9 protein-coding genes are annotated in these 12,520 nt (G+C 57.5%); all 9 read left to right on the top strand.

The genetic code is table 11. From position 1 onward, the window contains the following. The first annotated feature begins 25 nt into the window (after nt 1–25). The 9 genes from ACWJKU_RS15960 (at nt 26) to cas5e (ending at nt 12,425) form a co-directional block, all read left to right on the top strand. Nucleotides 26–1,042 carry a FecR family protein gene (locus ACWJKU_RS15960; protein ID WP_454143810.1) on the top strand — a complete coding sequence of 339 codons (1,017 nt, stop codon included), beginning with the start codon at nt 26–28 and terminating at the stop codon, nt 1,040–1,042. Nucleotides 1,043–1,349: 307 nt separating this feature from the next. Further along, nucleotides 1,350–3,659 carry a TonB-dependent receptor domain-containing protein gene (locus ACWJKU_RS15965; RefSeq protein ID WP_454143812.1) on the top strand — a complete coding sequence of 770 codons (2,310 nt, stop codon included), beginning with the start codon at nt 1,350–1,352 and terminating at the stop codon, nt 3,657–3,659. A 245-nt stretch (nt 3,660–3,904) separates the two neighbouring features. After that, nucleotides 3,905–4,744, top strand: coding sequence for a DJ-1/PfpI family protein (locus ACWJKU_RS15970; protein ID WP_454143814.1), 840 nt, complete (start codon nt 3,905–3,907; stop codon nt 4,742–4,744). A gap of 552 nt (nt 4,745–5,296) precedes the next feature. Further along, nucleotides 5,297–7,909 carry a CRISPR-associated helicase Cas3' gene (gene cas3, locus ACWJKU_RS15975; RefSeq protein WP_454143816.1) on the top strand — a complete coding sequence of 871 codons (2,613 nt, stop codon included), beginning with the start codon at nt 5,297–5,299 and terminating at the stop codon, nt 7,907–7,909. Continuing rightward, complete coding sequence (gene casA, locus ACWJKU_RS15980) at nt 7,893–9,482, top strand: type I-E CRISPR-associated protein Cse1/CasA (protein ID WP_454143818.1); 1,590 nt, start codon at nt 7,893–7,895, stop codon at nt 9,480–9,482. Before cas3 ends, casA begins: the two co-directional genes overlap by 17 nt. Nucleotides 9,483–9,488: 6 nt before the next feature. Continuing rightward, entirely contained in the window at nt 9,489–10,031 is a 543-nt protein-coding gene (gene casB / locus ACWJKU_RS15985; RefSeq protein ID WP_454143820.1) for a type I-E CRISPR-associated protein Cse2/CasB, read from the top strand. After that, the gene (gene cas6e, locus ACWJKU_RS15990; RefSeq protein ID WP_454143822.1) at nt 10,028–10,660 is read left to right on the top strand and encodes a type I-E CRISPR-associated protein Cas6/Cse3/CasE; all 633 of its coding nucleotides are present in this window, start codon (nt 10,028–10,030) and stop codon (nt 10,658–10,660) included. Before casB ends, cas6e begins: the two co-directional genes overlap by 4 nt. 27 nt (nt 10,661–10,687) lie before the next feature. Beyond that, nucleotides 10,688–11,746 (top strand): type I-E CRISPR-associated protein Cas7/Cse4/CasC, encoded by a 1,059-nt coding sequence (gene cas7e, locus ACWJKU_RS15995; RefSeq protein WP_454143824.1) that lies wholly within the window; start codon nt 10,688–10,690, stop codon nt 11,744–11,746. Continuing rightward, on the top strand, nt 11,736–12,425 hold the full coding sequence (cas5e, locus tag ACWJKU_RS16000; RefSeq protein WP_454143826.1) for a type I-E CRISPR-associated protein Cas5/CasD: 690 nt from the start codon (nt 11,736–11,738) through the stop codon (nt 12,423–12,425). The genes cas7e and cas5e overlap by 11 nt, the downstream gene beginning before the upstream one ends. The last annotated feature ends 95 nt before the right edge of the window (nt 12,426–12,520 follow it).

Below are 12,520 nucleotides of genomic sequence, written 5' to 3' on the forward strand. Positions count from 1 at the left end.
CTTCGGGATCGCCTTCGAACGTTCAATGACGGAAAACGATCGCCAAGAGGCCGCCTGCGACAACGACCGACACACTGACATGGCCGATCCCATTTCCCCTTCCGACGGAATCCGCGAACGCGCTCTTTACTGGCTGACGCGCATCCAGTCGGGCGAAGCGAACGCCGCCGACCGGGCCGCCCTGGAGCGCTGGCTGGCGGCCAGTCCCGCGCATCGGCAGGCTTACGCAGCGCTCCGCGCCGCCTGGAGCGAGCTGCCGCTCCCGGCGGCGGAGCTGGCCGCCGCGCGCCGCTACGTCCACCGCCGCAGTTCTCCCTGGCGGGCCTGGAGCGCCGCTGTTGCCGCCCTGCTGGTCATGGCGGTCGGATTGGCGGCTTTCGAAGGCTGGCCCCTGGCCGACACCGGCGTCTACCGCACGGCCAAAGGGGAACGGCGGACGGCGATCCTGCCGGACGGCAGCCAGGTCGAACTCAACAGCGACACCGTGCTGGCCGTGCGCTACGGCTGGTCCTCGCGCTCGGTCGAACTGGCGCGCGGCGAGGCGCTGTTCAGCATCGCCGCGGGCAAGCTCAGGCCGTTCGAGGTGAAGGCGGCGGGCGGACTGATCCGCGATATCGGCACCCGTTTCGACGTGGACCTGCGTCCCGGTTCGGTACGAGTGGCGGTCCTCGAAGGGGCGGTCAGGATCAGGCTCTCCGGCACCGGGAAAGAGCGGCAAGTGAACGAGGGACAAACGGCCGGCTACAGTGCGGCAGGCGTACTCACCGAAGCCGCGCCGGCCGACCTCTCGGCGGCGACCGCCTGGCGCGAGGGCAAGCTGGTCTTCCGCGCGGCGCCGTTGTCGGCAGTCTTTGCGGAACTCGGCCGCTATCATGCGGCCACCTTCCGCATCGCCGACCCCGGCCTGGAACGCCTGTCCTTGAGCGGCGTCTTTCACAACGACGACTTGCCGCTCTTTCTCGCCACCCTGGAGGCCGTCCTGCCGGTGAAAACCAGGCAGACCGGAGACGGCAGCATCGTGGTGGAACGGGCGAAACGGTAACGTCTTGCCTTGCGGGCCCGGACCGCCGGACCATCCGCCGGCTTCGCGCCCCGCCAAAGCATCCCGGCTCCCGGCCGCCGGGCCTGAGCTTCCGACAGCCCGGTCCAACCCGGCTCGATGCCGATCGAACCGCGCATTCGAAGGAAACTCCGATCAAGCCCTTCGACTCGACTCAGAACAGGCTTGTCGAATCATGAACGGAATCCACTTGTTCGGAGCTTCCCGAAAAAAACGGAAACGCCTGTCCAGTTTGCCCTCGCTCATGCGTCTTTATCGGTACAACCTTGTCACTATTGTGGAAATGCCGATGAAGAATCCGCTGTACCTCGCGCTCGTTCCGCTCCTCGCCGTCAGCTCCGCGCATGCGGAAGACGAGGCGGTCGCCCTGGACATCCAACCCCAGCCGCTCGCCGGCGCTCTGGAGCGCCTGGCTCAGGAAACCAAGCTGCAACTGCTCTACCCGGCCGAAGCGGTGGCCGGCAAGCGAACGGCCGGTCTCTCCGGTCGCTACACCCCGCAAGCGGCGCTGGAAAAGCTGCTCGAGGGCACGGGGCTGACGTTTCGATACACCGGCGCACAGACGGTGGCGATCCGGCCGAGCGGCCCGGCCTCCCGGCGCCCCGCCGTGCAAAGCGAAGAATCGCCGCCCATCAGCCTGGAGCCGATGGTGGTGACGGCGACCAAGATCGAGCGGCCGGCGTCGGAAGTCCCGGCCACCACGGCGGTGATCGAGGACAAGCAGATCAAGGAGATGTACAACCGCGATCTCAGCGACGTGCTGCAACGCGCGGCCGGGCTGGACGTGCAGCGAACCGGCACCAACGGCATCGCCAAGATCGATATCCGGGGCCTCGGATTCGGGCGCACTTCCACGCTGATCAACGGCCAGTTCGCCGATTTCCTCGATCCCGGCATCGGCAGTCGTTCGGCCATCCAGACCGTCGACTGGGACAACGTGGATCGGGTGGAAATCGTGCGCGGCGCGGGATCGGCCCTGTACGGCCCGAACGCGATGGGCGGCGTGGTCAACATCATCACCAAGGAGGCGCCCGAAGGCCCCAACGTCACCCGCCCGTTCTTCCTGTTCGATTCGCTGCCCACCTATGGCGGCGGTTTCACCACCGGCGGCACCGTGGACGGCATCGGCTATTTCCTGGACTTCAAGCACCTGAGTTCGGACGGCTACCAATCCGCGCCGGAACCTGCGATTCCCACGGGCGAGATGGGTACGATGCTTCACTCGTTGGAAAAGGGCGAATGGAACAAGACCCTGGCCGGTGGGCGCTTGAACTGGACCATTTCCGATAATGCCGATCTGAAGCTCGGATTCAATTATCTGGACGATCACAACAATGCCTACGATCGCCCCCACACCCCAGCCGACGGCCAGTACGGCCAGTACAGCCTGGAATACGGCCATTGGCTCACCGACGACGACCAGCTCACCGTCAACTTGAGCTACCGCGACCATCAGGCCAGTCTGACCTTCGACAGTTATTTATATCCCTTCTCCCTGAGCACCAATCCCCTTTATCTTCAGAAAGAAGACGGCAAGAAGCTGAGCGGGGAAATCCGCAACCGCTGGAATATCGCCGAGGGCCACACCCTGCTGGTCGGCTTCTACGGCAGTCAGGACTGGATAAATCTGCGCACGATCAATCTCGCCAAGGGGACGCTGGATAACCATCCCCGCAACGACATCACCAATTACGCGGTTTACGGCCAATACGAACTGGCCTTGTGGGACCGGCTGTTCCTGACTATGGGCGGGCGCGCCGACTGGTTCGAGTACGACCTCGCCAACGACGTCACCGGGCGCGCCGCCCGGCAGTCCTACGGCATCTTCAATCCGCGCGGCGGCGTGCGCTTCAAGTTCAGCGATGAAGTCTCGCTGCGCGCCTCGGTCGGCACCGGATTTCGCCCGCCCGATTCTTCCGGCCTGACGGGCGGGGTGAACATGCCGTTTTACGAGTTCAGGCCCAACCCGTCGCTCAAGCCGGAGAAATCCGACAGCTTCGATCTCGGCCTGGACGTGACGACGCCGTTCGGCACGAGCCTATCCGCCACCGGCTATTACAACGAACTGACCCAATACCAGCTCCAGTCCATGTATCTGGAAAACGGCAGGCAGATTTACCAGACCCGGAACCTCGGAAAGGTGCAGAGCTACGGCGCCGAGTTGGAGATTCGGCAGCGGATCACCCCCGAACTGGCGCTGTTCGCCAACTACACGTACAGCCTCTCCGAGGCGGCCAGCGATTCGCCGCCCGGCGCCTCGGGCCTGCCGGAGAAAGGCAAACAATTGCCGCTGACGCCGCGCAACAAGGCCGCCTTCGGACTGATGTACGAATCCGACCGCTTCAGCGGCCGCTTCGAAGGCCGCTACGTGGATCGCCAGTTCATCGCAGGAGATACCCGGAACGATCCGGCCTACGCCCTGGGTTCGTACGTGACGGCCGATTTCCGCGTCACCTACCGCCATCCCATCGGCGAAAAGCACACCCTGGACGTGTCGGCCGGCGTGCGCAATCTGCTCGACCGCCGCAATGAAACCCGGTGGATCGATGTGCTCACCGAACCGAGGGTGGGATTCGTCCAGCTAGGGGTGGAGTTCTGACGAGGCGGCCGATTCCTCCCCCGGACCGGGAGGACCGGAGCGTTTTCAATATGACCGCGGGGGCGGTGTAGGGGCGACTTCAGTCGCCTCCCCCCACGACATTCGACACATCCGTTCCGCACGGAATGCCGTCAACGCGGGATGAAAATACTCTTGGAGCCGGGACGCCATAACGAGACTCGAATGGGGAAAAGGCCGGGGACAACCCGTCCCGCCCCGATTATCGCTATCATCAGGAGAGTTTGATGAATCGACGACATTTTTTCACCAAGTTCGCTTGTCTGAGCGGCTGCCTGGCGCCGTTCATGGCCATTGCCGAATCGCCGACCGGCCGGGAGGCCAGAAAAAACCGGGGCATGGAAGTATCGCGCAAGGCTCACGAGGCCGTCACGGCCGCAGAAGGCTTCAAAATGCACGGCAGCGAACGGATCGCGATGCTGATCTATCCCGGCTTTACCGCGCTGGATCTGGCGGGACCGCAATATATGCTGGCCTCGATGATGGGTGCCAAGATTTACCTGATTTCTTCGACCAACGATCTGGCGCCGGTAAAAAGCGATACCGGGCTGTCCGTCGTACCGACCCACACCCAGGCAGAATGCCCGGACGCCCTGGACATCCTGTTCGTACCGGGCAGCGCGGTCGGCCTGGCGAAGGCGATGAAGGACGCCAAATTCATCGAATTCATCAGAACCCAGGCCGCCGTTTCGAAGTACGTGACCAGCGTTTGCACCGGCAGCATGCTGCTCGGCAAGGCCGGCCTGCTGCGCGGCAAGAAAGCCACCTCGCACTGGGTCACCCTGGACTTGCTGCCGAAATTCGGCGCGACGCCGGTAAAAGAACGCGTGGTATGGGACGGCAACCTGATCACCGGCGGCGGCGTCACGGCCGGCATCGATTTCGGCCTGCAAATCATCGCCGCGCTACGGGGCAGGCTTTACGCCGAAGCGATCCAACTGCAATCGGAATACGATCCGCGACCGCCGTATGACTCGGGCTCGCCGGACAAGGCCGACGTATTCGTCAAAGACAATCTCAGAGGCATGTTCGAACGCTTGCGCACCGATATCGAATTGGAAATCTAGGGTCACGAAATACGCTCGGCCCGGCCGGCCAGGTCCGGAATCCACGCTCGGAAAACACATTGTTGTAACGAGGTCGATTTTTTCCATCAGGATCTGGGCCGTGCATCCGCGGCGAACTGGCGGCGACGTTTTGATGCCGCCTTCCGCATCGGAAAGACGCGTCTCGTTCAACATCTCCCGAAATCCGCGCACGACAAAAGCGGGAAAATCCCGCGTCGGCCCAGGAAAAACCATACGCGGCAACGTGTACGGAAGATGTGACGATAAAAGCCCCGCCCCTCGAAGCGGCCGATGCCCTTGCAACGGCGCCGCTCATCGTTACACGTAAGCCATCGCTTACACAAAATTCAGCCTTTTCCGACAAACGCCGCCGTTTATCGCCTCATCTGGTGAGCCACTACCCATGCTATAACCTCGACGTTACACATAGGGGATGAATCATGACTGCTGAGCGCGCTTATTGGAAATATTGGGGGAAGAGCGTCCCGATTCTGCCTCCGAAGCAGGAGCAATGTCCCGGCTGGCATTGTGCGAACCTGGCGGGAGGAATCCATGCTTAACCTCGATCAAATCGAGTTTTGGGCCAAAACCACAGAAGATAAGCGCCCTGGCATAGGCGTTTTTCATCATATGCTCAATGTCGGCCATGTAGCCCACTTCATTGCTTCTCATAAGCCATCTTTGCTCGCAGATTTCAAGCTCAATCCGCAAGCAGTAGCTGTTATGGCCGCGCTGCACGATATCGGCAAGATTTCCCAAGGCTTTCAATGCAAGTGTCCAGCTTGGCTCGAACAGAATGGCTTGACCGAAATCAGCACCTCTCAGGGTTGGCAAAACCTGGAAAAGGACCACTCGAAGGTAAGCCAGTTCACCGTGCAAAGCCTGCTGTTCGAAACCGGCATAAAACGCAAAAGCGCGATTTATTGGGCGGTATCCGTGGGCGCTCATCATGGCCGCTTGCATCGTCCCGGTGATCGTGGTTTGCAGGCAATAGCTGGTATGTCGAACGACAATAATGCTTCAACCGATGCCGAGTGGGAAAAGGAGCGTAGGCAAGTAGCGCGTCAGCTAATAGAAGCGCTTGGAGAATTGCCGGATACCGAAATCGGCCCGGATTCTCCGCATCTCTGGTGGCTGGCCGGCTTAATCTCGGTCGCCGACTGGATCGGTTCGGATGAAACCAATTTCCCGCCGGAAGCGGACCAGAACTTCTCACCCGAGGAAAGCCGGAAACGGGCACGGAAGGCCGTGGAAAGAATCGGCTTTGCCGATCCCACAACGAAGACCGGCTTCAGCTTCGACCAACTATTCCGTTTCCCACCGAATGACTTGCAAAGCAAAGCTCTGGAAGCCATCACCGAACCCGGCGTCTATGTCATCGAAGCCCCTATGGGCATGGGCAAGACCGAGGCTGCCTTAGCCTGCGCCTATCGTTTGCTGACCGAAGGCAAGGCAAACGGCATTTACTTCGCTCTCCCGACCCAAGCCACCAGCAACCGCATTCATCTTAGGGTCAACGACTTCATCGGTGTCATTTGCCCGGAGAACCCAACGACTCGCCTGATCCACGCCAATTCCTGGTTGATGGATGGAGTCAATCAACCAGAACCTTCGGCAACCGCATCCGGCAAGCCAGCGGAAGACGCCCGAGCCGCCCGTGATTGGTTCGCCTCCGCCAAGCGTTCGGTCCTCGCACCATTTGGCGTGGGCACAGTGGATCAAGCCTTGCTCTCGGTAGTTGCTGCCAAGCACTTCTTTGTTCGGCGCTTCGGCTTGGCAGGCAAAGTCGTCATCTTGGATGAGATTCATTCCTATGATTTCTATACCGGCACATTGATCCGAGTGCTATGCAAGACCTTGGAAGATTTGGGCTGCACCGTCATTCTCTTATCCGCCACGCTAACTCCGGAACGCCGTGCGGCATTGTTGGACGAGTCCGAGTCATCCGAAGAAGCCACGGCTTACCCGTTAATTTCCGGACGACAGTCCGGCGGAGCATTCATTACGCCACACCCGATAGAGCCGCCGAAAGACAGCTCCGTCCATATCGACTTCGTAGAACCTAAAGAGGCCTTACGGGATGTCTGGAATAAAGCTCGCCGGGGTGCTTGTGTGCTGTGGATTTGCGACACGGTTGCCAGCGCTCAAATGATCTATGGCGAGTTTGAGGCTTTGGCCCAACATGATGCCGATGTCCCGGCTTTAGGATTGCTGCATTCCCGATTTCCGCATTTCCGACGGGAAGAACTGGAAGAGTACTGGATGGATGCCTTGGGCAAGGATGGCGAAGCCAAGGGGCTGCGGCCATCGGGATGCATTCTCGTATCGACCCAGGTAGTAGAGCAAAGCGTCGATTTAGATGCGGATTTGTTGGTTACGGAACTCGCCCCGACTGACATGTTGCTGCAACGTATCGGCCGCTTATGGCGGCATCCACGCAGCCCACGTCCGACCGAACGCCCGGAGTGCTGGATTTTGCGGGAGGCTAAACCGCTGGCCGAACTGCGTGTCTTGGGCAAGGAAGAAATTCGAAAAACATTCGGCGCAAAAGCTTGGGTGTATTCCCCTTATGTGCTGCTACGCTCGTTGGAGGAATGGTCATCGCCATCGCGGTCGATTATCCGGATTCCAATGGATATCCGAGCTTTGTTAAAGGCAACCTATGTCGAACGCGAGAATGAACCAGAAGGTTGGCAAGCCTGGAAAGAGGAAATCCATGGCGATGAATTCGCCAAAAAACAAGTCGCCCACATGGCGGCCAACATTTGGAATCCTATGCTGGATGATCAGGAAGGCGTACAGACACGTGTCAGCGAGGTAAAAACCGTCCAATTGATCCTGGCGGTTTCACTTCAAAGCAAACAACTTACCCTACTCAATGGAGAAGTGGCTAATCTGACGGACGATATTTTCCGGCTCGACACTGCGCGTGCTCTTCACCGCAATCTGGTGAAGGTCCCTAAGTCCGCATTTGCGGTCTTTCAACGTGAAGAAACCACGCGCCGTTACGTCAAGGGCGAACAGGCCATCGCCTGGGTGCAACCTGACGGCACGATAAAGATTCCGGGCTTGAAAGAAGACATCTCACTTTATTGGCATGTTGACCGCGGCCTGGAAATTCGGCGCGGAAAGGAGGGGAAAATCGATCATGAATCTTGTGACTGAACCTTGGATTCCAGTGGTAAAACCGGGCGGCGAGCACCGACTCGCCAGCCTTTTGGAAGTTTTCACGGAAGGCCAGCAATTTTCCGATTTGTCAGTGCGTCCGCACGAACGCATTGCCCTGATGCGGCTATTGATCTGTGTTGCTCAAGCGGCATTGGATGGACCGGAGGACATCGATAGTTGGGACGAAGCGCCGAAAAACCTACCCCAAGCGGCGGAACACTATTTGGAAAAATGGCGGGATTCGTTCGATTTGTTTCACTCACAAAAACCATTTTTGCAGGTCGCCTGTATCGAGAAGCCAGCAAAAAACGCAAAAGCTGATCAAGACAGCGATTTGGGAACTCTTACTTCGGCAAGTAAATTGGATTTCGCTCTAGCCACGGGAAATAACACTACATTGTTTGATCACGGAGGTTTTCCGACGGCTACTCGAACTTTTCCCCCGGCAGTTCTGGCGTTGATGTTACTAACCTCACAACAATTCTCTCCTGGTGGTTTGATCGCCAAAGTGCGCTGGGATGGTAAGGAAACCAGCAAATCCAGCGCTCATGCGCCATGTACTCCCTCTTCGATGCTCCACGCCTATCTTCGCTGCGAAACGTTGTACGACACTATCTGTGTCAACCTGCTGACCAAAGAGACTGTGGCCCAACATTTCAATGATGTAAGCCACGTGAGTTGGGGGAAACCGGTCTGGGAATGCATTCCTGCCAATCTCGACGATAAACCAGCGGTGGAGAATGCCACACGAACCTATCTCGGACGTTTGGTTCCTCTTTCTCGGCTGCTCCGATTGCAAGCCAATGGCGACGGAATACTGTTAGGTAATGGCCTCGTTTATCCCGCTTTTCCTGAATTTCCGGCAGAAGCTGCTGCGACGATAGTTATCAGCCGGAACAATGAGGAAAGGCAGTTGCTTGGTGCTGGTGCCAAGGCTATCTGGCGCGAGTTATCCGCGCTTATTGCTTCCCGCAAACAAGGTCAAACAGGCGGTGCGCTAACTCTGAGCAATATCCCCGATAACGTCCCATTTGACCTCTGGGTAGGAGCCCTCCTTACCAACAAGGCCAGTATTCTTGAGACGGTCGAATCTGTTTTTCATGTTCCCGCCAACATGCGTACTGATAGCGTCCGCACTGCCTATGACGCGGAAGTACGTTGGGCTGAGAGGATTGCAAGCAAGCTTTCCTGGGCGGTGGAAACTTATCGAGAACAGATTGATGGCGGTTGGGAGGCTAGAATCAAGATGGCCGGCCCCAAGAAAAACCAGTTGCGCGGTCAGTTGCACGCCACTGCCACCCGCCATTATTGGACCGCTGTGGAAAAACTGCGCCCCAGCTTGATGGACCATGTTGCAGCGATAGGCACAACCGCCGAAGCCGTCGAACAAACCCGCCGTGTGTGGCGTAAAGCGGTGCATGGTGCAGCGCGCGAAGCCTACAAACTCGCCTGCGGCCAGGAAACGCCCCGTCAGATGCGAGCTTTCGCGCTAGGTTGGGACAAGCTGTTCGCCAAGCCCAAACACGAAACCGAACCGGAAGAACCCGAAGTCGAGGAGATGGAGGAATAAACAACAATGGAAAAACCAACTGAAAAAACCGCGACACAAAAGCTACAGGAAAAGCTGTTCGAATTTCTACGCAGCCGGCGGGACGATCGGGGTCTCATGGCTGACATGCGTTGCGTCCTGGTAGACGGCAAACGTCATCGTGCTTGGCCGTATCTGGGACGTTTCGGGGGTATTGGCGACACGCATCTTGCCCGGACCGTGCAGACCGTCGCCGGTCTGTACGCCACCCATCCGGAAGAAACGTCCGAAGGCGATTTCGGCACACTGTGCCGGGCATTGCTGGGAGAGGATGAACGCAAGCAGCTTGCTACGGCGGAAGGCGTCGGTGCTATCTCCCGCCGTTTTCAGCATTTGCTGGCGGCGGAAGACGAGGAAATTTTTGATCGGATCATTCGTCTCGTGCTTCGGGCCAAGGCGGAAGACATTCCGGTTAACTATCAACGACTGTTCGAAGACCTGCTCAACTGGCAATACCGTACCGAGCGAGTACGGACGGAATGGGCGCGCAGTTTCTGGGCGCCGACGACGGAACCGGAGGAAGCCTCATGAGTTGGCTGGCAAGGGCTCTGATTGAACCCGATTTGGCTGCTTATCGGCGTCTTGAACTTACAGATGGCTACGCTTGGCATCGAGCAGCTTGGCAGGCATTTCCAAAACTGGACGGCCAACCGCGCCCGTTCCTTTCCCGGCTCGACTCAGGACCGAGTGGGTTCACTTTACTGCTGCTTTCTAAAGAGCACCGCCCCGAACGACCGGACTGGTGCCCGGAAGAATGCTGGGCAGTGAAATCCATTGCTCCGGAATTTCTGGGCCATCGTCAATACCGCTTCGATTTGCGAGCCAATCCCACTCGCAAGGTGTTGAAGTTCGATGCGAATGGCGAGCGCACCAAGAACGGCCGTCGCAAACCACTCACTCGTATCGATGAGCAATCCGAGTGGCTACGACGAAAAGCAATGGAATCCGGCTTCAATGTACTCGAAGCTCCAGAAGTAGGGTTCTGCCAAGATCAGGTCTTCCGCAAGAGAAACGGACATGGCGTCCATACCGGCGTGTGTTTTCGCGGAGTGCTCGAAGTCACCCATCAACAACAATTTGAAGAAGCCTTTTATAAGGGCATAGGTAGCGCCAAAGGCTTCGGCTTCGGCATGTTGCTGCTGCAACCCGTTCGAATTTAATCAAGAGCAATAACAAAGGAACCGATCATGAAGCATCTCGAACTGCATATCCTGCAATCCTTTCCCGTCGCTTGCCTTAATCGTGACGATCTCAATTCTCCCAAGACTGCCATTTTCGGTGGAGTACAGCGGGCGCGTGTATCCAGTCAATCTTGGAAACGAGCAATTCGGGAGTTGGCAACGGAAATCAGTCCCCGTTTTCAAGGCCAGCGCACGCGGCTAATCGTCGAGCCGTTGCGCGATGCATTGATTGCTGAAGGCGTAGCCGAAGCGGACGCACTCGATAAAGCCAAAGCGCTGGCTGATGCATTATCAAAATTCGATATTGATACGGAGAAGAAAACGGGGAAACTCAAGGTAAAAACCCTTTTCTTCACTTCACAGGCCGAACTTGAAGCGTTGGCAAGGGCTTTTCACGAAACCGGCGATACAAAGAAAGCCATCAAAAAAGCCGCTTCATCCGAAATTCTCAAAGATGCCGCCGATATTGCCCTGTTCGGGCGCATGGTCGCCAACGACCATTCGCTCACGTTGGAAGGCGCGGCTTTATTCAGCCATGCCTTGTCTACCCACAAAGTCGATAATGAAATCGACTTCTTCTCTGCCGTGGACGATTGGCAGCCAAATGAGGAATCCGGCGCGGGTATGACCGGTACTTTGGAATTCAACTCCGCCACTTATTATCGTTTTACCGCGTTAAATATAGATATGCTGGCTGATAAGAATCACCTGCAAGCGTTGTCCCGCGAAGAGCGGCAGGAAGTCGTCCGTGCCTTCATCGAAGCCACACTCAAGGCAATTCCAGGCGCTCGCAAAAATTCGATGAATGCTGCCACCCTGCCGGGCTATGTACTTGGCGTGGTGCGTAGTAGCGGCCACCCCGTGCAACTGGTTAATGCCTTCGAGAAACCGACACGGGCTTATGGCGGAAAAGGCTTGTTCGAAACTTCGCTGGATGCGATGAAAAACGAACGCGAAAACCTTAATAGCACTTGGGGTTTGGATAAGAGCGAACTCTTCAATGGAGCAATTCCCGACCTAAGCCTTGCTGAATTCCTGGATAAGGTGTGCGCTCATGTCGATTGAAATTGCTCATCTCGCCTTACGGCTGGAAGGACCGCTTCAAGCTTGGGGTTTCAATAGCCAATACAACCGACGTAACTCCGGCCTGCTTCCCACCAAAAGCGCCATTCTCGGCATGTGTCTTGCCGCTTTGGGAATCCCGCGCGGTTCCGCAGAGGAGAAAACGTTGCTTGAACAATGCGCAGGACTGCGACTGCTGACGGTAGCCGTTCCACGCTGGATAAAATACGGGGAAAAACCCGCAGAATTACTGGTCCGGCGTATTACCGATTACCACACGGTGCAGAATACGAAGACGGCTGATGGGAAAACCAAGGATACTCATCTCACTTACAGACAATATCTATGTGATGCCTCTTTTGCCTGTGTACTATCAGGCAATATCTCGCTCATTAATTCTTTTGGGCGAGCATTGGAAAATCCTGTATGGGGCGTTTGGCTTGGGCGGAAAGCTTGCATTCCCACCGCACCGATATTCAGCGGCATTTTCGCCAATGAACCGGATGCCTTACTTTCTCTGTTGGACGATCAACCGCTGGAAGCGTTTACTCATCAGCGCGAAGTAGAGGGCTTCGATGAAGGCACTGATTCGTTGCCGGATCAACCGCTGTGCTTTGCAGCACCGGATGGAATCCGGAAGTTCGCACCGCGTCGGGTTGCCCTTAAAGAAGCGATGAAGTGAAGGCATCGGCCCCGTCAAAGCCTTCGGCGGCGGATTTGATGCCTATAATCGATGAGCAAATCCATCGACAAAAATCGCACACACTTATGGCGCGC

Source organism: Methylocaldum sp. MU1018 (genome assembly GCF_053646775.1).

Bases quoted from the DNA above. Each gene is read 5' to 3' on its own strand.
- ACWJKU_RS15960 (WP_454143810.1), top strand. From the start codon at position 26: ATGACGGAAAACGATCGCCAAGAGGCCGCCTGCGACAACGACCGACAC.
- ACWJKU_RS15965 (WP_454143812.1), top strand. From the start codon at position 1,350: ATGAAGAATCCGCTGTACCTCGCGCTCGTTCCGCTCCTCGCCGTCAGC.
- ACWJKU_RS15970 (WP_454143814.1), top strand. From the start codon at position 3,905: ATGAATCGACGACATTTTTTCACCAAGTTCGCTTGTCTGAGCGGCTGC.
- cas3 (WP_454143816.1), top strand. From the start codon at position 5,297: ATGCTTAACCTCGATCAAATCGAGTTTTGGGCCAAAACCACAGAAGAT.
- casA (WP_454143818.1), top strand. From the start codon at position 7,893: ATGAATCTTGTGACTGAACCTTGGATTCCAGTGGTAAAACCGGGCGGC.
- casB (WP_454143820.1), top strand. From the start codon at position 9,489: ATGGAAAAACCAACTGAAAAAACCGCGACACAAAAGCTACAGGAAAAG.
- cas6e (WP_454143822.1), top strand. From the start codon at position 10,028: ATGAGTTGGCTGGCAAGGGCTCTGATTGAACCCGATTTGGCTGCTTAT.
- cas7e (WP_454143824.1), top strand. From the start codon at position 10,688: ATGAAGCATCTCGAACTGCATATCCTGCAATCCTTTCCCGTCGCTTGC.
- cas5e (WP_454143826.1), top strand. From the start codon at position 11,736: ATGTCGATTGAAATTGCTCATCTCGCCTTACGGCTGGAAGGACCGCTT.